Source organism: Mycobacterium montefiorense, from assembly GCF_025823255.1.
Classification (GTDB): Bacteria; Actinomycetota; Actinomycetes; order Mycobacteriales; family Mycobacteriaceae; genus Mycobacterium; species Mycobacterium montefiorense.
Window position 1 is genome coordinate 115478 of record NZ_JACKVL010000003.1, and the last position, 21857, is coordinate 137334.

Genomic DNA, 21857 nt, shown 5'->3' on the forward strand with positions numbered 1-21857 from the left:
GCTAGTTATCTGGGCCGAAACACGTCACAAAGACGTAATGGCGCAACGAGTTCGATCAGCTGGTTATGAGCAGTCGCAGCAATCGCCGCAGTCACAGCAGTCGCCACAGTCGCAGCAGCAATCGCAACTATCGCAGCAGCAGATGCAGCTGCCGTCGGAACCGCCGCCCTTGCGTCCGGGCGCGGGGACTGGTTCTTGGCCCTCGGGGATGGGGCCGCCGGGGTAGCCGGCTCCGACGGCTTGGCCGCCGAAGTTGATGGGTTCCTGCTGGCCATGTGGTGTGCCGCAGCTGGGACGGCCGGAGTGGGTAAAGGTGCGAGAGATCGCGCGCCGCACCTCGCGGGTCAACAACCGCTGCGGCAGACGTCCGTCGGTGAACTCCACGTCGGCCAGCGCCAGTTCGATGCCCAGCGCCGCGTCGTCGCACAGGAGGCGAGCCTTACCGATCGGAGTTTCGGTGGCGGCCAACGGATTCCACTTACCGCGGGCCAGGTCGTCGTCGTAATCCTCGACCGCGTCCAGCAGGTGCGCCACCCGCCCGAACAGCTGCCCTATCTCGCGCAGCGGTGCCTGATTAGCGGGGCGGCCGGCCAGCACCGCCGTGTAGGCGAAGGCTTCCGCGACTGCGGTTTCGGTGGGCTCGGTCACCAGCAACAGCGAGCTGCCCGGTCCGGCCGTCGCCTCGAGCTGGGCTTGGCGGTCCATCGCGGCGACGAGCACGCCGGTGTCGAAACCCAGGGCATGACCGGTGTCGGTGCCCTGGCGTACCCAGCGTTCGGCGATGCGCCGTGCGGCCGGTCGTACGCCCGCGACGCCGACCATGCCATCGCGGTCGTCGACGTGATCGCGGACCCGCGCGGCGGCTAAGGCCAGCGACACCACGGCGGCCAGTCGCGCGCAGTCACCGGTGGCCACCTCGGCGCGCCGCATCCCGCGCAGCGGACACGGTCCGGCCTTGCGGCGGGAGGGCCGCTCGGCCGACTGCGCCTCGACCAGAACCGAGACCACAAGGCCGTCATAGTTGGTGGCGATGCGGGCGGACTGGCCATAGTCGTCGCGCAGCGCCAGGCACAATCCGCACAATTGCGCGGTCCAGGCTGCTGTGAGCTCGTCGCCGAGTCGATGACGGCAGGGCCGAATGATGCCGAACATGCACTGAAGCTACCGGACGTCCAGCAAACCTGGGGACCGAAACGCTGGCTTACTTTGTGGCGGGGCAGGGCTTGGGAAAGGTGACCGGCTTACCCACCCGATCCATCGCCGTCCGGAGCTGCCGCATGCCGTCCTGATACATCTGCGGGCTCGCGGCCGACCAGGTGGTCGAGGTGCAGGTGGCGGTGTCGCAGCCGCCGCCGAACGTGATCGACGAGCCGGTTTTCACCGTCACGCACTGGCACTTGGCCCGGGCGGGGTTGACGGGATCGATCTCGCATTCCACGTCGAGGCAGTTCGCCCAGGGCACCCCGGACGGGCAGCTCAGCACAGCGAAGTTCGCGTTGATGTTGACCGTCGAGAAGGCCGACCGGATCTTGTTGCCGGACTGAGCCCGGTCGGTGCAGTTCTTGGATCCGATCGAGTTGCCGTTGACGACGACGCAGTCGCACACCGAGATGTTGGGGTCGGTCGGTGACGGCACACAGGGGGCGGTGGTGCACAGCGCGAAGGTTTGGTCGCACATCCAGATGTCTTCGACCTGGAGGACTTTGGCGTCGCTCTTGCTACCGGAATCGCAGGCGGCAGCGGTGGTTGCTACGACGGGAAGCAGGCTCACCGATGCTCGACGCAACAGTCCCCGCCGAGTCAATGCTGACTGCTCCGAGACTCGGACGGCTTTGTCGACGAGGTCGCTGATGGCCGTTGCGCCACGCGCTGTTTCGGGCCTTCGGCCTTCGTCGATGAGCACGGCGCTGGGCGTGGCTGTGATGCCGTAGGCGGCAAATGCGGCCCGACGCTCATCGACGAGTTCGACCGGGACACGGTGGCTAGCAGGTCCGCCGTTGACGAGGGCAATGTTGACGCGACCGTTCAGGTCGCCCTGCCACCGAGCCACCGTCGGCAGCAACAGATCGCATGCCCCGCAACCGGGCTGGCTGAAGATCAGTACGAGCGGCCGCCTGCGCTCCAGCAGCTTGTCCAACGTCCAGATGTCGCCGGCTTGGTCCGGCAGTGCCAGGCCGGCGGCCGCGCCCGCGCGTGCCCGCCAGCGCCGACGCGACGCCGGGCCGAGCCACAGGGCGAGCATCACAATCCCGAAAGCCGTTAAGGGCCAGCCAAAATGCGCGTCGAATGCCACGAACGCGGCGAGTGCTGCCAAACACGCGTTCCTGGCCAGCGTCGGCCACCCGAGCGGGCCTGAGGACAGCCGCCCGAAGCAGTGGCATTCCGGACGTCGGCCCCGCGCGAGATTCACCAGCACCACCGCTTCGAATCCCGCAAGCACGACCAACGCCGCCACGGCTCCGGCCCGGTTCCATGGTGCTGTCGTCAGCAGTGCCGCGATGCCGAACTCGGTCGCAATCATCGCGGTCGCTACGATCGGCGCGGCCGCACGCGGCACGCCGAATGCCGTAACCGCCCGCCGCGCGCCGCTGCGATCGGCCAGTTTCGCCAGCGCAGCAACGGCAAAGACGCCTGCGAGGAGCAGTCGCGCCGCCAACATGGTGATCATCACAAACCTCCGGTCGCCGGATGCCGAACGGGACCATTTTGCGCCCAGACATAATGGAGGTGATGACTTTCGTGAAGATCAAGCGCTTCGTGACCGTCGCGATTCTCGTCTCTTCGATGTTGGTGGGTTGCCACTTCGAGAGCAGGAACCCGCCGACGGGCAAGACCCTCGTGGTTCCGATGGAACAGGTGCTGAAGCAGAACAACATCACCCAGAACGTCACTCTCGCGGTCGGGTACACGCTGAAGCTGCAGCTGGGTGCGAATTACAGCACTCCGTTCCGGTGGTTGGCCGCGACGAAGATCGCCGATACCTCCATCATCGAGCAGACCAGTCACCAGTATGTGCAGCCGAGCAGCGACGTGTTGGGAGCGCCCGGCACCGAAGTGTGGATGTTCACGGCGCTGAAGCCCGGGACGACGACGATTTCCACCAACTACTCCAGCTTCGTGGGCAAAAACTCCGCACCGGTGTGCCAGTACACGGCGATCGTGACGGTGCAGTAAAGGCAACAAAGGTTGTCGCGTGATCGACTGCGGACCGGCCGCGGGGCGGCTAGCGTTCGGCTGTGCTTGGCTTCCCTCGCAACTGGTCGCAGCTGACCAACGTGCCTGCCGGGCTTCGCGACGAGCTCGAGGCCGAGGGGCTCATCTTCCTTGCCCACCGGGTCGGCGTGCTGCGGTATTTCAGTGGGCATGTCCCGGGTGTCTTTTCGGCGTCGGGTGTCTCGCGCTATATGGGCGCGTTCGCCTTCAGCACCATGCGGATCGTCGCCACCTTCCCTACGCGTGGGGATAGCAATCTGCGGTCCGTCGACTGCTCGTGGGATAGCGCCAAGGGTCCGGCGTCCGCGACGGTCACCAAGAAGGGTCTGCTGATCGATATCGACCTACGTGGCGTGGACCGTGCCTTCAGCGGTTCGATAAAGCTGCATTACAAGAGGGAAGTCCCCGACGACGTGCTGGAAAAGCTGCCGACCACCTCGCTGCGGTTCCCGGTTGAACCGGTCTTCGTCTATCGCGCCGCGGGAGTGCGTCCGAAGTCGTAGGGTCACGGGATGAGCACTGCCGTGGACTTTCACTTCGACCCGATGTGCCCCTTCGCGTTTCAGACCTCGGTGTGGATCCGCGACGTCCGCGCACAGCTCGGCATCGCAGTCAATTGGCGGTTCTTCAGCCTGGAAGAGATCAACCGGGTAGCGGGTAAGAAACACCCGTGGGAGCGGGACTGGTCCTACGGCTGGTCGTTGATGCGGATCGGCGCACTGCTGCGTCGCACCGACATGTCGTTGCTCGACCGGTGGTATGCCGCGATCGGCCACGAATTGCACACTCTAGGCGGCAAACCGCACGAACCCGCGGTGGCGCGACGCTTGTTGACTGACATCGGCATCGACGAAGCGACTTTGGATGCAGCACTTGATGATTCGACTACGCATGACGATGTTCGCGCCGACCATCAGCGAGTGGTGGATGCGGGCGGCTACGGTGTCCCGACGCTGTTCATGGATGGACAGTGCCTGTTCGGGCCGGTGTTGGTGAATCCACCGACCGGGCCGGCGGCCCTCAAACTGTGGGACGTCGTCACCGGCATGGCCGAGCTGCCGCATGTCTACGAACTTCAGCGGCCGAAATCACCGGCTGATGCCGAGCTGATCGGTCAAAGCCTGCGTCCCTATCTCGACGGTCGCGATTGGGTCAGCATCAACCGCGGCGAAGTCATCGTCGTCGACCGGCTGGCCGGCGGACGCGGTTAACGCAGCTGGCGGGCGACTTCGCCGTATCGCGCGAAGCGCTCGTCGTCGCCCAGTGCGTTGTAAAGCGCGATGCGGGTGACGATTCCGCCGTACTTTTTGGTCAGCGCGTCGGCAAAGCCGTCCCACGTCGACTCGGTGGCGAACGCCGCAATGTGCTCGTCGGTGATCTGGGCGGCCATACCCTGGAAGTCGCCGGCCTTCTGCTTCTCGCGGATGCGCGCGGTGGTGCCCTCGAATCCGGCCTCGTCCCAAATGAATGCGTAGTTGGGGGTGCTGCCGTAGAACGCCATGCTGGCGCGCACCGTCTCGCGTTGGGTGTCGCGTTCTTCGTCGCTGTCACCGACAATCGTCATCGCCGGCACGATGACGGTGACGTCCGACGCCGAGCGGCCCGCCTTCTCCGCGCCCGCCGCAACATTGGGCAGCACATGGCGTTTCAGATAACCGAGCTCTCCGAGCGGATGGACGTGTACCCCGTCGGCCACTTCGCCGGCCATCCGCAGCATCCACGGATTCACCGCTGCGATATCGACTTTGGGGTCGGGCGCGTCGATGGGGCCCGCGCTCCACTGCGGCGTGATGAAGTCCAGGTCGTAGAACTCGCCGTGGTGATCGAGCTTTCCCGTCCGGAACGCCGAGAAGCACGCCTTCACCGCCAGCACGTAATCGCGCAGCCGCGGGCCGGGGCGTTCGAACGGGACTCCGTAGCGGCGCACGACGTGTGTGCGCACCTGCGTGCCCAGACCCAACCGGAACTTGCCGCCGGTCGCCTCCTGCAGCTCCCACGCCTCGGCCGCGGTGACGAAAGGACTGCGGGGAAAGGCGACCGCGACGCCGGTGGACAACTCGAGTCCGGGAGCGGCTTGCGAGGCCACGGCGGCGTTGAGGTAGGCCGTGCGCCCGGTCTCGGTGAACAGCAGACCGGAGAATCCCGCGGCCTGAGCGCGCTGGGCCAGGCCGCCGATCTCTCCCAACGGTTGCGGAACCACCATCACGTCAATGTGCACGGCGCAACCCTATTCCGTCGCGTGACTAGAGCGCCGCGAGCGTGGTGTTATGGCGGACCTGCGGAATGTCGGCAGCCGGCAACGGCGGGCAGAAGAAGTTGCCCTGCACGGCGTCGCAACCGTATTCCTTGAGTCGCTGGGCTGTTTCCGCATCGCCGACGCCCTCGGCGATCGTGGCGATGCCGAACGTGGTGGTCAACTTGATCACCGTTCGTGCGATCGTGGCGGCGCGGTCGTCGTGCAGGATCGGCGCGATGAATTGATGGTCGAGTTTGACGTCGTCAATCGGCAGCTCACGCAGATAGGTGAGCGAGGCGTAACCGCTGCCGAAATCGTCGATCGCGACTCGAATGCCGGCCTCGCGGAGACGATTGAGAACCGCGCGCGCCTTTGCGAGGTCGCCAACCAACAGGTCCTCGGTGATCTCGATGGTGAGCGAACTGGCGGACATGCTGCGACGGTCGAGCACGGACATGATCCGGTCCGGCAAGGCATCCTCGTCGAGCGAAGGCGCCCACAAGTTGATCGCTACAGGGATAACGGCACCCGCGGCGTACCACTGCGACGCGTCCGCGACCGCCCGCGACAACACCAGGTCGGTGACGGCGTCCATCAGCCCGTGTTGACGGACCAACGGCAAGAATTCGGAGGGCGCCAACGTGCCGAGTTCGGGGTGCTGCCATCGCACGAGTGCCTCTGCGCCACAGACAAAACCGGTGAGCATGTCGAATTTCGGTTGATACAGCAGCGTTAGCAGGCGTTCGTCGATGGCATGTCGCAGTTCACCAAGCAGTTGCACCCGGGCCAAACCGTCGCCGTGCGTCGAGTGTTTGCCGAGCTGGACGTCCATGTCGGGGGTGAATGTCTGCACATCGGTCGAACTGGCCTGCTGGGCCCAGCTCCGGGCCGCGTCGGCCTGCTCGAGGAGTTCGCCTGGGGTCAGGGCTGAGCCGAATTCCGAGGTGGCGGACGCGACGCCGATGTTGAGGTGCACATGCAGCCGGTGATCTTCGAGTTCGAGAGACTCGTCGAAGGACCGGGAGAGCTTCCTGACGACCTGTGCGGCGACCTCGGGGCGGTCTTCCACCAGGACCGCGAATTGATCCCCGTTCATCCGCGCGACGGTGTCGCTAGTGCGGAGATTGGCCTGCAGCCGCTCGCCGACGCTGCGCAATAGCTCGTCGGCGACGGGATAACCGAGCGTGTCATTGACCATGGCGAAGTCACTGATATTGAGCGCAATTACGCTGACCGGAACTGCGTGGTGAATGTGCAACCGGACCGCGTGCGAGAGCAGATCGTCAAATAGTCGCTGGTTCGCTAGCCCGGTTAACGGGTCCCGCAGGGCGGCGTCAGACAGCGCGGCAAGCAGATGTTGTTTGCGGTCCAGCAGCAACAAGTGGCGGGCCAGTGTGGTGAGGAATAGCACCACGCAGACCGAGAAGACGAACGCATCGCCCGGGTCCGAGGGCCAAAAGTGCACACCGCCCACGGCGATCGCCAACAGCACAGGTCCATACGGCAGCCACAACGACGTTTTCGACAATGGCTGAGAAAATCCGAGGTCGAGGTCCGGTCCGGGGCGAGACGCAATTCCCGACAGGGCGACGAAGTACATTCCGAGGGCCCATCCGAAAATGACGACGTGACAAGGCACCCGTTCGGGGTGGTCCTCGAAGACGCGGACGATCCCGGCCGCGGCGATCACGATCCACCCCAGCGTCATCAGCGTCGGTGAGAATTTGCGGCCCGGCTCGGCTTTTCGCACGGTGATGAGCGACATGACGACAAGCCCGAGGTACACGGCCGTGGCGGTGGCCAACATCAGCTGCGGGAGGCTGACTATATGTGCAGGTCGTCGGAAGTGGCCCAGCACCAGAATGGCCAACACAATCAACAAAGATGCGGCGACGAGCAGGCCGTCAAGCAGCAGGCCGAGGCCGAATTGGGAGTCGTCGCGGCTGGGAATGGTCACTGCGGTGGCGAACGCGCACAGCGGCAAGACCACGTAGCCCAAGTTGGCCGCCGAGACTTCCGGCATCGGCGGAATACCGCCCAGACTCACGTACCACCACACCGCTTGGCCTGCAGTCCAGCCGGCCAGCCCGATGCTCAGCACCGTCCATGCCAGACGTTGGCGGCCGCGAGAGGCACGGGCGGCGACGACGGCGCAGCCGTTGGCAAACACGCTCAAAATCCAGAGCCCCACCGGGCCGGTCAGCGCGCGATCCGACGAGCCATTTTCGGTGAACAGCAGCACGCCGTATACGAGCAACCCGACAGTCGCCAACACGGCCACCGCGGTTCGGCGTCGTGTCAGTGAGAACATTTCCTGCCCTGTCGGATGCGGTTTTCGCATGCAGGATAATCCACGGCGCGAGCTTCCGTCCTCCGTACAGCTAGCCTGTCCGACAATTTCACCGAACCGTTTCGAGGCCGTATGGGCCGGGTCCCTCGGCGCTGCCAGCACTGCTCAGCTCATGTGATTGCAATCCAGGAAAGGAATCTGGATCGGTGATGCGACGGGTGCCGGGGTCACTCAGACTTTTGCAGCAAAGACCACGTCGGGATTGAGGATTCCGGCCGGGTCGAAGCTCTGCTTGATCCGGCGCAGCAGGTCGACCTTGACCGGGTCTTCGAGCTCGCGCCAGTAGGGAGCCTTGGCGCGACCGAGGCCGTGTTCGCCCGAGATCGCGCCGCCTATCTCCATTGCCAGCGCGAAGATGTCCGTCAGGAGTTTCTTGCGGGTGTCGGGGTCCGGGCAAAAGATCGCCAGGTGCACGTTGCCGTCGCCGGCGTGACCGCAGCCCACCGCGCCACCGGCGACCGCGGCCGCCAGGCCGCGCACGGCGGCAAGGTACTTCGGCATCGCGCCGCGGGGCACGACCGTGTCGATCAGGTCGTCGGCGCCGATCGCCTTCAGCGTCCAAAACGCGTTCTCGCGCGCCTCGATCAGCTTGCGCGCCGAGCCGCCTTCGAGCACATAGGCGTCTAGGGCTCCCAGCTCGGCGACCAGCTCGCCGGTCCGCTCGACATCCTCGTCCAGCCGTTCCGCTGTCCGATTCTCAAGTCCCACAACGAGATAGGCCTGACAGCTGTCGCGGATCTGGTCCGCAACGCCGAGCTCCAGGTTCTGGGTGTGCACGAGCGCGGCCATCGTCACGTTGTCGATGTACTCCAGGATGTAGGGGCCGAGGCCGCTGGCGATGACCTGGGGCACCGCCTCCATGACCTGGTCGAAGTCGGCGAACGGGGCGAGCACGGTGGCGCTGTGGCCAAGCCGCGGATGCAGTTTGACGATCACCTCGGTGGCCAGAGCCAGGGTGCCTTCGGAGCCGACGATCAGCTGGGTCAGGTCGTAGCCGGTGGACACCTTGGCGATCTTGCCGCCGGTGCGGATGATCTCGCCGGTCGGCAACACGGCTTGCAGGCCGAGCACGTTATTGCGGGCTATGCCGTATTTGACCGCGCGCATGCCGCCGGCGTTGGTGCCGACGTTGCCGCCGATGCTGGAGGACAGTTCGCCGGGTTGCACCATGTAGCGCAGGTTTGCCGAGGCGGTCGCGGCGTCCAGTTCGAGCAGCGTCACGCCCGGTTGGACGACGGCGACCTGGTTGGTGGTGTCGACCTCGAGGACGGCGTTCATCCGCTCGAAGGAGATGACCAGCCCGTCCGCGCGCGGTATCGCCGCACCCGACAAGCCGGTCCCGGATCCGCGGGCCGTCACCGGAATATGTTGTTCCGTAGCCACTTTCAGCAGCTGTGCGACCTCCTCGGCGGTGGCCGGCTTCGCGACGTAGGCAGGCTGCTGCGGCGGATGCGTCAGTTCCTCGTCATGCCAATAGTCGTCGGGGATCGCTTCGCCCTCTAGCAGGTTGTGGTCTCCGACGATGTCCGCGAGCTGCTCGGTGATGTCGCCCATGAACGCACACTGTAGGCGGTGTTACTGGGGCTGCTCCAACAACCGCAAGGGGTGCAGGCCGTCCACCGCGCCGACGAACGGCGGGTGGATGCTGTAGCCGATCATGCGCTGAATGTCCGGCGAGACCGTTCGCGCGGCGTCGCGCGGTATCGACAGGGTGAAGGCTTCCATCGGCCGCAGCCACGGTTGGCAGTACTGGGCGGTGACGGCTAGTCGTGCGCGGTCGGTGGTGTTGGTGCCGCCGCCGTGCCACGTCGTTCCGACGAAGAAGACGCAGGAGCCGGCGGGCATGACGACAGGTATTGACGGGTCATCCGGTCCGGGCGGGCGCGCGCCCCAGCGATGGCTGCCGGGGAATATCACCGTGGCGCCGTTGTCGGCGGTGAAGTCGTCGATCGCCCAGATTGTCGCGGCGGTCAACGGCGCTCGCGGTCGCGGAATCGGGTAGAACCCGTCGTCGTGATGGGGCAGCTGCGCGGACTCCGCAGGCTGAATGTTGATGGCCTGCAACGCCGAAAGCAGATAGTTGGGCATCAGCAGCCGATCGAGCACCGCCAGCACCCGCGGATGATCGGCAAGCCGGTCGCACCCGCGCGTTCTGCTCAGCACGCTGTAGATGCGCTGGGTGCGACGTCCTTCAAAGCCGTTGCGCCCGGTGTGGTCGAGCCAGGGTGTGACGGTGTTCCGGATCTGCTGGCACTCGTCGGCGCTCAGCAGGTTTTCCCAGATGACGTAGCCGTCTCGGTCCAGGGCGGCCATGTCGGCGTCGACGATCGCGGGGTCGACCGAGGAGCCGCCGCTCGGCGTCCACTTGTGCCGGCCCGCCAAGTCGTTCTTGAGGTCGTCCAGCGTCGTGACCGGGTCGTCATCGATGCTCATGTACCCGACAGTGGACCCAGATTGACCGCCGGTCAAGTTCGCGAGGGTGGCATGCTTCTTGCATGGCGGCCGTGCCCGAAACGGTTTATGCGCGAGACGGCGATGCCCACCTCGCTTATCAGGTCGTGGCCGACAACGGGCCGGACCTCCTGTTCGTCCCCACCGGCACGTTCCCGATCGACTTGCTGTGGGACGAGCCGACCGTCGCCGGGCACCTGCGTCGGCTGGCGTCGTTCAGCCGGCTGATCACGACCGACCTACTCGGGGTAGGCAGCTCGGACGCGGTGCCGATCCACGACCGCCCGGCGATGCAGGCGTGGACCGACGGGCTGGTCGCGGTGCTCGACGCCGTCGGGAGTGAGTGCGCGACGGTGTTCGGGATGTCCGAGTCGGCGCTTCCGGTCATGCTGCTGGCCGCGAGCCATCCGCACCGGGTGCGGTCGCTGGTGTTGTGCAGTGCGTATGCGCGCTTTCAGCGGGCCGACGACTATCCGCACGGAATGCCCGAGCCGGCCTTCAGCCGGTATGTCGACTCCTTCGGCGACACCGTCGGAAGGGGTGGGGTGGCCGATAACTTGGCGCCGAGTTGGGCTACTGATGCCGGCAAGCGGCGGTGGTGGGCGCGCGGTGAGCGCTTGTCCGGCGGTCCCGGCTACTTCACAGAGGTCTTCGATCTCTTCCTGCGCACCGATGTTCGGCCCGCAGTGGAGAGCATCCAAGCGCCGACGCTGCTGCTGCATCGCGTCGATGACCGGCATACCAGGGGCGGTCACGCCCGGTATCTCGTCGACCGCATCCCGCAGGCGCGGTTGGTGGAGCTCGACGGGGACGACGACGTGTGGTTCGCCGGTGATGCCGACCGGGTGGTCGACGAGATCGAATCGTTCGTCACCGGGGGGCGCGCCGCCGCGCCGACCAACCGGGTGCTGTCGACGGTGATGTTTACCGACATCGTCGGATCGACCGAACGCGCCGAATCTATCGGCGACGATGCGTGGGCGCTCGAGCTCGATGCACACAACGAGATCGTGAAAAAGCATGTCTTGAGTGCGCGAGGCGAGGTGGTGAAGTTCACCGGTGACGGCGCTTTGGCGACGTTTGACGGGCCGGCGCGAGCGATCAACTGCGCGTGCGCGATTCGCGACTCGGTGCAAGACCTCGGACTCATCGTTCGCGCCGGCCTACACACCGGCGAGGTGGAGATGGTGGACCACGACGTGCACGGGATCGCGGTTCATGTCGCGGCGCGCATCATGGCGATGGCGGGGCCCGGGGAGGTATTCGTGTCCGGTGTGGTCCCGCCGTTGGTGCTCGGGTCGCGGCTCTCGTTCGAGAGCCGAGGCACGCACGAACTCCGCGGTGTGCGCGGTCGCTGGCCGGTGCTTGCGGTGGTTTAACCGCGTTTGGTGCCGGGTGTGCACCTGTTGTGCCGCAGCGACTTTTCCTCGAGATCGACGCTGGCGTGAAGAAACGCCGGTGAGCTGCACGCTAGCGTCGATCTCGGGGTTTGCCTCCGGGCGTGAAGGTGACCGGTAGCTTGCTCAGCCCTGTCATGCTCGGGTTGCTCAGGTATTGGTGGGCGTTGTCTAGGTCTACCTGGTAGTCGGGGATGCGATCGAGGACCGCCTTGACCATCACCTCGGACATCAGCCGCGCAAGATGTGAGCCGATGCATCGGTGCGGGCCGAGCCCAAAAGCAAGGTGGCGGTTGGGTGTTCGGTCCAGGATGACTTTGTCGGGATTGTCGAATTCCTGCTGGTCGTGGTTGGCCGAGAGCCAGCTGATGATGAGCCGGTCGTTCTTTTTGAGGTGTTGGCCGTTGAGTTCGACGTCTTTGGTGACGGTGCGGCTGAGTGAGCGGTTGACGCTGAAATAGCGCAGGAATTCGTCGGTGGCGGTGCGGTAAAGCTCGGGGTGGTTTATCAGTTGCTGTCTGAGGTCTTGGTGTGTGCCCAGATGCCTTAGCGTGAGCGCGGTTTGGGAGGTGGTGGTGTCGACGCCGCCGGCGATCAGGTTCCACAGGATGTTGAGCAGCTGTTCGTCTGTTAGGTGCTGCCCTTCGAACTCGAACTGGATCAGGAAGCTGGTCAGGTCTTCTTTCTTGTCGGCCCGTCTGGCGGCCGCGTGTTGGAGGACTTCTTCCATCATCGCCGGGACTTTCGCGATGGCTTCGGCATATTTGGGGCTGTCTTGCGGGACGGCCATGACGTTGTGGAACATGCTGGCGTAGATGTGCCAGTTGTCGAGTGGGAGGCCCATCAACTTCATCGTGAGGATGGCCGGGACCGGGCTGGCGTAGTCGAGCACCAAGTCCATCGCGCCGTTTTCGATGTGTTGGTCGAGGAACTCGTGGGCTTTCTCCTCCATGAAGGGCTTCATTTTGTCGACGGCGCCGGGGGAGAAGAACGGGGCCAGGGCGTGTCTCAGAGCCAGGTGGTACTCGCCGTCGATCTCGCCGATTCCCAGGGCCGGTTGGCCTTCGGGGCGCGGGACGCCCATCTCGCCTTGGTAGTTCACGCCGTCTTCGGCGTCGGGTTCGTACTTGTGGGCGAAAGTGGCGCCCTCCCTGGCTGATTGGCTCACCGCGGCGTAGCTGCTGAGGTACCAGAATCCGTCGTAGTGCTCATTCCAGGCGACGGGGCAGCGTTGTCTCAGGTCGGCGTGGATCGCGTCCTGGTTGAGGTTGAACGCGTCGGAGTGGTGGTCGAAGTCGACCAGGGCATCGGCGCTCACGTCGGGGCGGTGAGTCAATGGGTTGCCTTTCTGGCTATCTTTGCATTATTACGCTTTCGAGTGGCCGACTGAAGTAGGAGCAATGGGTAGCTACCGAACGACCTTCAATCACGTCGGCTTGTGCGTCGCGGATACCGAGCGGTCACGCCGGTTCTACGAGAATGTGCTCGGCTTCCAGTTCTGGTGGGAGCTCGAACCGTCCGACAATCTCACCGCGCAGGTGGTGCAGCTGCCCGAGCCGCTTGGGGTGAAGGCGACCTACCTTGTCCGCGACGGCTTAGTGCTGGAGTTGATCGACTACTCCCAGCGGCAAGTGCATGCCGGGCCGACGCGCGTGATGGATGAGGTAGGGCTGACCCACATCTCGCTGTCGGTGTCCGATCTGGGTGCGGTGCTGGCGAAGGTTGCGAAGTGCGGGGGATCGGTGGTCGAGGAGGCGGTGTCCGAAGCGATGGCCATCATTCGGGATCCGGACGGGCAGATGATCGAGTTGGTTACCGATGGCTGGCTGGCGGCGTTGCCGCCACGGCCGTAGCACCGATTCGTGCATTGTGCGTCAAGGTCCTCCGGAGCCCTTACGGCGCCGCCGGTTTGGGACTGCGCGGAGGACAGATGACGGCGTGGATCGCGCGGGGTCGAGCACCTGTTGGCAGTTGATGACGGCCGCTTCCCGGCGTGGATCGGCGGCCGAAATTTGTCGTACCCCGGTGCGATGATGGGGTCATGTCTCGGACCGCATCGTCTAGCGCCGTTGGATCGCGCCCTGATGAGCGGCTTGAGGTGTTGTTCGACGAGTTGGCGGAGTTGACCGGTCAGCGCAACGCCATCGACGGGCGCATCGTAGAGATCGCCTCCGAGATAGATCGCGACGAGCTGTGCGGCGTCACCGGCGCGCGGTCGGTGGCGGCGTTGATGGGCTGGAAGACCGGCGCTTCATCGGCAACCGCCCACAAGATCGCCACCGTCGCGCGTCGGCTGGCGGAGTTTCCGCGCTGTGTGGCGGGGATGCGGGAGGGTCGGCTGTCGCTGGATCAGGTCGGGGTGATCGCGGCGTGGGCGGGCGAGGGATCCGATGAGCACTATGCGGAGCTGGCCGCAGTCGCCACGGTCAGCCAGTTGCGCACCGCGGTCAAGCTGGAACCGCGACCCGAACCCGATTCTGCCCGGCCAGGCCCGCAGGCCTCGATCACCCAGACCTCGGACGAGGAGTTCACGTGTTGGCGGATCAAACTTCCGCACCTGGACGCGGCGAAGTTCGATGCGGCGCTGGCCTCTCACCGTGATGCGCTGATCGCCGAGTGGAAGCACGATCACGACAATGGTGACCGCGCCTGCGATCAGGCGCCGTCGTTGCCGGGCACTGTCGAGGCGTTTAAGCGCCTGGTCGAGATGGGGTGGGACGCCGAGGCGGCCCGCCGACCCCATGGGCATCACACCAGTGTGGTCGTGCACGTCGATGTCGCCCAGCGGGCCGCGGCGCTGCATCTGGGTCCGTTGCTCACCGACGCCGAACGGCGATACCTGGTCTGTGATGCCACCTGTGAAGTCTGGTTCGAACGTGACGGCGCACCCATCGGCGCCGGGCGAGCGATGCGGGTGATCAACCGTCGGCTGCGTCGCGCGCTCGAGCACCGCCACCGAACGTGCGCTGTTCCCGGCTGTGGCGCCACCCGCGGTCTGCACGCACACCACATCCGGCACTGGGAAGACGGCGGCCCCACCGAGTTGTCCAACCTGGTCTTGGTATGCCCACACCACCATCGGTTGCACCACCGCGGCGTCATCACCATCACCGGAACCGCCGACGACCTCACCGTCGCCGACAGCTCCGGTCGACCGCTTAGCGCAGGATCACTCGCGCGCCCGCCGAATCATCCCCCGCCCGCTGTCCCACCGTGCCCCGGGCCCACCGGCGCACGCGCCAACTGGTGGTGGTATGAACCCTTCCAGCCGCAACCACCACCAACAACCAACTAGATAGCTTACCGCCGCCGGTCATGACCAACACCGGATCAAAGCTCAAACGGGTTGGGGTATCAAGAATTTCGTTCGCAATTCGCGCAGCAACTGCATCGCGAAATTCAATGCTGAAGACCAGACCCGCACCACCGGCCCGCCACCCCGACGACCTCGGCAACACCCCAACCGCGATCCGCGCCGACGTGCGCACTAACGTGAGCCAACTCGGGCCGAATTCGATGACGGGGTACGCCGCAGAGCCCATGCAGCACAGTTAATTTCACCCTTCGACGTAGCGGGTGATCGTATCGACGAGTGCCGTCACGGCGCCGGTTCGCGACGCGGCGGATGCGAGATACAGCGTCCACGTCACCGGCGGGCTCAACGGGATAGCGCGTAGGTCGGGGTATCGTTCGGCCGCGCTGACGGGCAGCACGGTCGCTGCCAGTCGGTGTCTGACGAGTTCGGCGGCGATCGCGTAGTCGGCGACCTCGTAGGCACTCGTCGGCTGCACCCCGGCGGCGGCGAACCCCGCATCCAGGCGCTGGCGAATACCCCACCCGCGCGGAAACTGAATGAAGTCCTGCCCGTCCAGGTCGCCCAACTTCACGTGCCGGCGACCCGCCAGCTCATGGCCGGGCTCGCAAACGAAGACCATGGGCTCGTGGGTCAGTTCGCGCACCGCAACAAGCCGAGACGGCGAGGCAGACAGAGACACCAGGGCGAGATCCATCTTCCCGTCGGCGATCGCCTCCAGATGGCCAGCCGATCCGGTGAGGCTTTGGCGCAGCTGAACCGTCACCAGCGGGTGAAGGCGCCGGAACTCTTCGAGTACGGTCGCCAGATTCAACCCACCCCAAGACATCAGGGTGCCGAGTGTGACGGTGCCGGTCAGCTGATCGCGATAATCCGCCATGGACGCCTGCGCCCGCTGCACAGTGTGGATGACTTCGCGGGCATGCTGCAGAAAGACCTCGCCTGGCGCGGTGAGCACGATCTGGCGCTTTGACCGGTTGAACAGCTCGACGCCGAGTTCCTTTTCCAGTTTCGCTACCGACGCCGACAGTGCGGACTGCACGACGTGGATCCGCTGGGCCGCCCGAGAAAAGTTCAACTCTGAGGCCACCGTGACGAAGTACTCCAGCTGCCGCATCTCCATCCCAACAATCTATCGCGAACAGCGATCATTCTGATCGATTTTCAACGTTAGACGCGATCAATTCGGAGGTGTTTCCTTGGCTTGGCAGCTAAAGTGACCATCACCTCATTGGAGGAGCAGCCATGCGAGCCTTGCGTTTCGACACGTTCGGTGATCCGAGCGTCCTGCACGTCGCCGATCTGCCCGACCCGACGGCGACCGGGCAGGAAGCGATCGTTCGCGTCGAAGCGGCATCCGTCAACCCTTCTGACGTGAAAAATGTTGCCGGACTGATGGACTGGACGCTGCTGCCGCGCACGCCGGGACGCGACTTCGCCGGCGTCGTAGTCAGTGGCCCACCCGATTGGGAAGGCGCCGAAGTGTGGGGCACCGGCGGCGACGTCGGATTCACCCGCGACGGCTCGCACGCCGAGCTCATAGAAGTGCCTATCGAAGCACTGGCACGCAAACCCGAAGCGCTCAGCTTCGACGAAGCCGCCACGGTCGGCGTCAACTTCGTCACCGCCTGGGCCGGCGCCGTCGAGACGGCGCGACTGGTTACAGGCGAAACGATCGCCATTTTCGGCGTTTCCGGGGGAGTGGGCGGCGCCGTCGCCCAGATCGCCCATGCGCTTGGCGCCTCGGTGATCGGCGTGAGCCGTCGCAAACCTGAGCCGGAAACACCCGCCGCCAAGGTGATCGACGAGTTCCTCGCCCTGGACACCGACGTCGCCGCCGAAATCAGACGGCTCACCAAAGGCAGCGGAGTCGGCGTCGTCTACGACGCGGTCGGCGGCGTGACGACGAACGCAGCACTGGCCTCCCTTGCGCACCGCGGCCGGCTGGTGGTCATCAGTGCGGTGGGCTCGCCAAAGGTTGACATCGATATAAGAGCGTTGTACCGCAACGAAACCCGCATCCTGGGCATCGACAGCGGCAAACTCAGTGTCGTCGACTGCGCGCACATCCTGGAGCAGCTCCGGCCCCACTTCGAATCCGGCGACTTTCGCCCACTGCCCATCACCGCGCGCTACTCCCTCGACGACAGCGCGGCAGCCTATCAAGCGGTCGCCAGCCAGGTATCCGGCCGCGTCGTGATCAATCCCTAAGGAAGGCAACCACAATGGCGACCAATCTCACCGAAGAGACGATTACCGACGAAGTGCTGAAGACCTTCGACACATCCACCGACGATCGCTTTCGCCAACTTTTCCAAAGCTTGACCCAGCATCTGCACGACTTCGCCCGGGAGGTGCGGCTGACCGGCGACGAATGGTTCACCGCAATGGACTTCGTCGAACGGCTCGGCAAAATCTCCAGCCCCACCCGTCAAGAGGTGGTGCTGCTCTCCGACATCCTCGGGCTGTCGATGCTGCTGGACACCATGAACGAGAACCCCGGCGGATCGGCCACCGACTCCGCGCTGCTGGGCCCGTTCTACGTCGAGGGCCGCCCGACCGTCCCCAACGGGGCCGACATCTCCAACGGCGTCGCGGGAACCCCGATGTTCGTGACGGCCCGCGTCGTCGACGAAAGCGGTGAGCCCATTAGAGGCGCGAAGGTCGACACCTGGCATAGCGACGGCACCGGGTTCTACGATGTTCAGCTGACCGAGCAGCTGCACGGCGAGTTCGCCATGCGCGCGCTGCTGACCACCAACGACGACGGTGAATTCTGGTATCGCTCGATCACGCCGCGCTATTACCCGGTGCCCACCGACGGCCCGTGCGGGGAGATCATGCGCGCCGCCAATCGATCCGTGATGCGCCCTCAACATGTGCACTTCTGGTTCCAGGCCGACGGCTACCAGTCGCTAATCACCCAGCTATTCCTCAAAGACGACCCGTACATCGACTGCGACGCGGTGTTCTCGGCGCAGGATTCGTTGAAGGCCGACTTCACGCGCCAACAGCCGGGCATCGCGCCGGATGGAACCAAAGTCGACGAACCCTTCGTCACGCTGGACTGGACGTTCACCCTCGCGGCACAGTGAAACCATGACACGCATCGAGCTCGCCGACCTCGACCAGCAGCCCGAGTCCATTCGCGAGTGGGCAGACCGGCGCGGCAACCTCAACGTTTTCCGGCTACTGGCCAACGCGCCCAACGTGTTTCCCGGCTGGTCGCAGATGGTCGACGAGCTCTACGCCAGCCCGACGTTTAGCGCGCGCATGCGGGAAGTGATCGTGCTGCGGGTGGCCAACCTGCAGGGCTCGGCCTACGAGCTTGCCCAGCACCTGCTCTTGGGCCGCGCCGCGGGGCTCACCGAGCAACAGCTCGACGCGCTTGCCACCGGCGAACTCGACGGAGCCGGCTTCCGCCACACCGAACGCACGGCCGTCGAGGTCGTCACCGAGTTGTGCACCACCCACCACCTGCGCGACGAGTCGTTCGCGACCGCCCAGGCCGTCTTCGGCGACGAGGTGCTGACCGAATTGCTGATGATCGTCAGCTGCTACTACGGGCTGGCATTGGTGCTCAACGCCGTCGACTTGGATATCGAATGACGCGTATCCCGTATCGGCGGCCCGAAGACATGACCGAGCAGGCCCGCGAATTGGCCCGGGAGCGCGGCAATCTCAACGTCTACCGGACGCTGGCGAACGCCGAGAACGCCTTCACCGGCTGGATGCTGGCCGGCCGCGACGCCCTGACCAGTCCGGTGTTGCCCCGGCGGTTGCGTGAACTGGTGACGCTGCGGACCGCTTCGCTGATGGACTGCGCCTACGAGCTCGGCCAGCACCGCGACGTCGCGCGCACGGCGGGGCTTAGCGCCGACGAGATCGGCGCCGTTATCTCCGAGTCCGATTGGCGAACAGACTATTTCGATGAGACCGAGCTAGCGGTGCTGACTCTGACAACCGAACTTGTCAGCACCGGCTCGGTCGCGGACGCACTATTCGAGGGCGTGCGCGAGGAACTGGGAGCCGAGGCCACCGTGGAGGTGCTGATGGTTATCAGCAGGTACGCGGGGCTGGCGTTGATGCTCAACGCACTCGATGTCGACCTGGACGAAACCGCGCGGCTGCCAACGATCCCAACCGACACGCGGCGTTGATTTCGCACAAGTCTCACGATGCGGTCTGATTGCCCGTAACGTTGCACGACGTGGCCGCGCGTAAGCCCTCGACGCGCCTGTCAGCCGACGACTGGTTGCAGGCTGGGTACACCTTGCTCGCCGAAGAGGGCGCACGTGCCCTGAAGATCGAACGGCTCTGCCGGCAAGTCGGCGCCACCCGCGGCAGCTTCTACTGGCACTTCGAGGATATGGATAGCTACCGCGCCGCACTCGTCGAATCGTGGAACACGTTCCGCGAGCAGGACCGGCAATCGCTGGACGAGATCGATGCGCTGCCGCCCCGGGAACGGCTGTCCACCATGATGATTGCCTTGGTTCGGCCGCAGCACTGGATGCTCGAACGCGCCATGCGGGAGTGGGCCCGCACCGACCAGGCCGCCGCCGCCAACATCCGCGACGCCGATCGCCGGCTGCTTCGTTCGGTCGCAAAGGCGTACGCGGACTGCGGTTTCAGTGTCGAGGACGCCAGGTTGCGCGCGGAGCTGACGTTCGCGGCCGGGATCGGACTGCTGCACCTCACAGCCACGCCGGGCCAGGCGCAGAAGGCGGCTCAACACGAACGCTTCCTGGACATGATGCTGGCCGATCCGAAGTAGCGATCACACCATCGCGATCGGTGAGATCTTGGCTCCAATCGCCAATGCCCCGGCCAACTCTCGGCACACGTCATAGTCGAATACGACATGGCCCGCTGCAATATCGACATCGCGCTTGGCGCGCTGCAACGGGCTGGACAGGAAGTGTGCGCTGGCGCCGGCGGACTCCATCAGGTCGGAGATGATCGCGCGGCACTCGTGCACCGTGTACGCCGCCGCCAGCCGGGCGTTGGCCCGTACCGATCGCCGAACACGTTCACTGCTGACAACGAGCTCGTCGATCCCTGCGGCGGTCTCGGCGACCAGCGCGCGCAGCGCGCGCAGCCGCACCGTCGCATCGCCGAGCCTGATCTGTGCGGCCGGCTGATCCTTTTGTGCCACACCGCTATACGCCAGGACGCGGCCGCCGAGCCGCTCGGCGAACAGCTCGGTGACCCGTTCGGCGGCGCCGAGCACCGGCATCGACGCCACCAGCGCGAGGGCCGGCACCAGCGGCCATCGGTAGGTGGCCGCCCCGTGCACATGCGCTCCCGGCGCAGTGCCGCCATAGATATCGGCCACGCTGGCGATGCGGTGTTCGGGGACAAAGACGTCCGTGACGATCACGTCGTGAGAACCGGTTCCGCGCATGCCCGCGGTGTGCCACACGTCGTCGACCTCGACCTGGTCGGCGGGCACCACCACGAGTGCCGGAACGATGCTGTCGTCTCGCTCGACCAGCGCGCCGACGATTACCCAATCGGCATCCATCGCGCCCGTCGACCACGACCACCGACCGGTCAGGCGCACGCCGCCATCGGCTGGAGTACCGCGGCCGGTCGGGGCCAGCGGAGCGGGCGCCAACACCGGGCCCGAGGCGAACACTTCTTCCTGAAGCCGCGGGTCGAACAGCGACAGCATCCAGTTGTGCAGTGCGTAGAACCCCAACGTCCATGCGCTCGAGGTGCAGCCGTGTGCCATCTGCCGAATCGGTTCCAGCAGTTCGGGAAACGATGCTTGGATTCCGCCGAACCGGGCCGGGAGCAGCAGCCGGAACAGGTCCGTCTCTTTGAACTCGCTGACCGTCGCTGCGGGCAGCCGCCGCAATCGCTCAGCTTCGTCGGCGCGCTGCGCTAACCGCGCGACGAATTCGTCGGTGATTCCGTGCAGCGAGCGGCTAGCAACCGCGGACATGCGGTCACCGTAACATACTTTTTAGTATGTAAAGCCGGTCAGTTGCCGAAGCCGCCGGTCGGTGCGTGCGGCTTTGGTGCCGGTGCGCCGGGGGCGGCGTCCAGACGGCTGACGGCAAAGGAGACACCCTTGTCGATCATGCTGCCGTCGTCGGCGTAGGTGTCGTGGGCCGCGAAGTTCATGCCGTCCGAGCACACCGGGTCCTCGTTGGCGCACACCTTGATGGTCTTGCCCGCATAGGTTGGCCCGATGACCAACGGCGGCTGACCCAGGAAGTTCATCGCGCGCACGTTAGGTGTTCCGAAAAGCACCACCGCGGCCACGTGGTCGGCGATCTCGGGTGCCAGCGGTTTGGGAACCGTTGCCGGATCGACCCCGTCGGGCACTTGCGCGGAGGTGACGAAGCCCATCACGGCCGCGCCCTGAGAGAAGCCGCCGAGCACCATCTTGGTCTTGGGACAGCTGCCCGCCATCGATATGACATGGTTGCTGGCGTCCCTAATACCGTCCACGCCGGTCTCCCACTCATTGCTGGCGGGGTAGTTCACCGCGTAGACGTCGACGGACTTTCCGCCTTCGCGCCCGCGCAGGTTATCGACGAAGGCTTGTCCGGTGGGGCCGACACCTTCGGGCTCACCGGTACCGCGCGCGAATACCACTTGAGCGTCGGGGCACGGTTCGGCCGACGCCGACGGAGTAGGGGAGACAAGGAAAGTGGTGCCAAGGCCCACGGCTACTACGGCCATGGGGTTAGCGACTCGAATGATTTGACCGGCGATCATGCCGAAATAAGTGCCCATTGGTATCCATCCCAAACCTCTGAGTTCCAAGACCAGTTGACCACCGTTGGCGAAGACCACAAAAGCGACACGCACAAGATTTGTAGTCGTCTTATTTGGCCTGATATCCCGGTCGATAGCCGAAGGTCTGCTGGCGGGTCCCGATGT

General features: G+C 65.2%; 22 protein-coding genes. 12 read left to right on the forward strand and 10 right to left on the reverse strand.

Features of this window, described 5'->3' with window-relative positions; genetic code table 11:
* Nucleotides 1-63 precede the first annotated feature (63 nt).
* Nucleotides 64-1152 carry a DUF5685 family protein gene (locus tag H7K34_RS01305; protein ID WP_264059004.1) on the reverse strand — a complete coding sequence of 363 codons (1089 nt, stop codon included), beginning with the start codon at nucleotides 1150-1152 and terminating at the stop codon, nucleotides 64-66.
* A 49-nt stretch (nucleotides 1153-1201) separates the two neighbouring features.
* Nucleotides 1202-2668: a MauE/DoxX family redox-associated membrane protein gene (locus H7K34_RS01310; protein WP_264059005.1), complete on the reverse strand. Its 1467-nt coding sequence runs from the start codon at nucleotides 2666-2668 to the stop codon at nucleotides 1202-1204.
* Between the two features lie 71 nt (nucleotides 2669-2739).
* On the opposite strand from H7K34_RS01310, the gene H7K34_RS01315 reads away from it, so the two are divergent.
* The 3 genes from H7K34_RS01315 (at nucleotide 2740) to H7K34_RS01325 (ending at nucleotide 4424) form a co-directional block, all read left to right on the forward strand.
* Entirely contained in the window at nucleotides 2740-3174 is a 435-nt protein-coding gene (locus H7K34_RS01315) for a protease inhibitor I42 family protein (protein ID WP_264059237.1), read from the forward strand.
* A 62-nt stretch (nucleotides 3175-3236) separates the two neighbouring features.
* A complete protein-coding gene (locus H7K34_RS01320) occupies nucleotides 3237-3716 on the forward strand; it encodes a hypothetical protein (protein ID WP_264059008.1) in 480 nt (159 codons plus the stop codon).
* A 9-nt stretch (nucleotides 3717-3725) separates the two neighbouring features.
* A complete protein-coding gene (locus tag H7K34_RS01325) occupies nucleotides 3726-4424 on the forward strand; it encodes a mycothiol-dependent nitroreductase Rv2466c family protein (RefSeq protein ID WP_264059010.1) in 699 nt (232 codons plus the stop codon).
* On the opposite strand, the gene H7K34_RS01330 is transcribed toward H7K34_RS01325, so the two are convergent.
* From H7K34_RS01330 to H7K34_RS01345, 4 genes are all read right to left on the reverse strand, one after another.
* Complete coding sequence (locus H7K34_RS01330; protein ID WP_264059012.1) at nucleotides 4421-5431, reverse strand: TIGR03617 family F420-dependent LLM class oxidoreductase; 1011 nt, start codon at nucleotides 5429-5431, stop codon at nucleotides 4421-4423. The two genes, H7K34_RS01325 and H7K34_RS01330, sit on opposite strands and share 4 nt — an antisense overlap.
* A 25-nt stretch (nucleotides 5432-5456) precedes the next feature.
* Nucleotides 5457-7760 (reverse strand): putative bifunctional diguanylate cyclase/phosphodiesterase, encoded by a 2304-nt coding sequence (locus H7K34_RS01335; RefSeq protein ID WP_264059017.1) that lies wholly within the window; start codon nucleotides 7758-7760, stop codon nucleotides 5457-5459.
* 210 nt (nucleotides 7761-7970) lie between these two features.
* Nucleotides 7971-9353, reverse strand: coding sequence for an FAD-binding oxidoreductase (locus tag H7K34_RS01340; RefSeq protein ID WP_264059019.1), 1383 nt, complete (start codon nucleotides 9351-9353; stop codon nucleotides 7971-7973).
* A 21-nt stretch (nucleotides 9354-9374) separates the two neighbouring features.
* Entirely contained in the window at nucleotides 9375-10232 is an 858-nt protein-coding gene (locus H7K34_RS01345; protein ID WP_264059021.1) for a phytanoyl-CoA dioxygenase family protein, read from the reverse strand.
* Between the two features lie 62 nt (nucleotides 10233-10294).
* On the opposite strand from H7K34_RS01345, the gene H7K34_RS01350 reads away from it, so the two are divergent.
* Nucleotides 10295-11629: an adenylate/guanylate cyclase domain-containing protein gene (locus H7K34_RS01350; protein WP_264059023.1), complete on the forward strand. Its 1335-nt coding sequence runs from the start codon at nucleotides 10295-10297 to the stop codon at nucleotides 11627-11629.
* A 91-nt stretch (nucleotides 11630-11720) separates the two neighbouring features.
* On the opposite strand, the gene H7K34_RS01355 is transcribed toward H7K34_RS01350, so the two are convergent.
* The gene (locus tag H7K34_RS01355; protein ID WP_264059025.1) at nucleotides 11721-12983 is read right to left on the reverse strand and encodes a cytochrome P450; all 1263 of its coding nucleotides are present in this window, start codon (nucleotides 12981-12983) and stop codon (nucleotides 11721-11723) included.
* Between the two features lie 64 nt (nucleotides 12984-13047).
* On the opposite strand from H7K34_RS01355, the gene H7K34_RS01360 reads away from it, so the two are divergent.
* The 3 genes from H7K34_RS01360 (at nucleotide 13048) to H7K34_RS01370 (ending at nucleotide 15202) form a co-directional block, all read left to right on the forward strand.
* Nucleotides 13048-13500: a VOC family protein gene (locus H7K34_RS01360; protein ID WP_264059026.1), complete on the forward strand. Its 453-nt coding sequence runs from the start codon at nucleotides 13048-13050 to the stop codon at nucleotides 13498-13500.
* 188 nt (nucleotides 13501-13688) lie between these two features.
* Nucleotides 13689-14942, forward strand: coding sequence for an HNH endonuclease signature motif containing protein (locus H7K34_RS01365; RefSeq protein ID WP_264059027.1), 1254 nt, complete (start codon nucleotides 13689-13691; stop codon nucleotides 14940-14942).
* Nucleotides 14943-15049: 107 nt separating this feature from the next.
* A complete protein-coding gene (locus tag H7K34_RS01370; protein ID WP_264059029.1) occupies nucleotides 15050-15202 on the forward strand; it encodes a hypothetical protein in 153 nt (50 codons plus the stop codon).
* Nucleotides 15203-15204: 2 nt separating this feature from the next.
* Here H7K34_RS01370 and H7K34_RS01375 read toward each other — a convergent pair whose 3' ends face one another.
* Entirely contained in the window at nucleotides 15205-16083 is an 879-nt protein-coding gene (locus H7K34_RS01375) for a LysR family transcriptional regulator (protein WP_264059032.1), read from the reverse strand.
* A gap of 122 nt (nucleotides 16084-16205) precedes the next feature.
* Between H7K34_RS01375 and H7K34_RS01380 the strand changes: the two genes are divergently transcribed.
* From H7K34_RS01380 to H7K34_RS01400, 5 genes are read left to right on the forward strand one after another with little or no spacing between them, the layout of a single operon-like run.
* Entirely contained in the window at nucleotides 16206-17171 is a 966-nt protein-coding gene (locus tag H7K34_RS01380) for a quinone oxidoreductase family protein (protein ID WP_264059037.1), read from the forward strand.
* A gap of 14 nt (nucleotides 17172-17185) precedes the next feature.
* Entirely contained in the window at nucleotides 17186-18055 is an 870-nt protein-coding gene (locus H7K34_RS01385; protein WP_264059042.1) for a dioxygenase family protein, read from the forward strand.
* A 4-nt stretch (nucleotides 18056-18059) separates the two neighbouring features.
* Nucleotides 18060-18569, forward strand: coding sequence for a carboxymuconolactone decarboxylase family protein (locus H7K34_RS01390; RefSeq protein ID WP_264059044.1), 510 nt, complete (start codon nucleotides 18060-18062; stop codon nucleotides 18567-18569).
* Nucleotides 18566-19120 carry a carboxymuconolactone decarboxylase family protein gene (locus H7K34_RS01395; RefSeq protein WP_264059045.1) on the forward strand — a complete coding sequence of 185 codons (555 nt, stop codon included), beginning with the start codon at nucleotides 18566-18568 and terminating at the stop codon, nucleotides 19118-19120. Before H7K34_RS01390 ends, H7K34_RS01395 begins: the two co-directional genes overlap by 4 nt.
* A 50-nt stretch (nucleotides 19121-19170) precedes the next feature.
* Nucleotides 19171-19737: a TetR/AcrR family transcriptional regulator gene (locus H7K34_RS01400; protein ID WP_108921493.1), complete on the forward strand. Its 567-nt coding sequence runs from the start codon at nucleotides 19171-19173 to the stop codon at nucleotides 19735-19737.
* Nucleotides 19738-19740: 3 nt separating this feature from the next.
* Here the strand turns inward: H7K34_RS01400 and H7K34_RS01405 are convergent, their stop codons facing one another.
* Nucleotides 19741-20910 (reverse strand): acyl-CoA dehydrogenase family protein, encoded by a 1170-nt coding sequence (locus H7K34_RS01405; protein ID WP_264059047.1) that lies wholly within the window; start codon nucleotides 20908-20910, stop codon nucleotides 19741-19743.
* Between the two features lie 38 nt (nucleotides 20911-20948).
* The gene (locus H7K34_RS01410; RefSeq protein ID WP_264059241.1) at nucleotides 20949-21692 is read right to left on the reverse strand and encodes a cutinase family protein; all 744 of its coding nucleotides are present in this window, start codon (nucleotides 21690-21692) and stop codon (nucleotides 20949-20951) included.
* Between the last annotated feature and the right edge of the window lie 165 nt (nucleotides 21693-21857).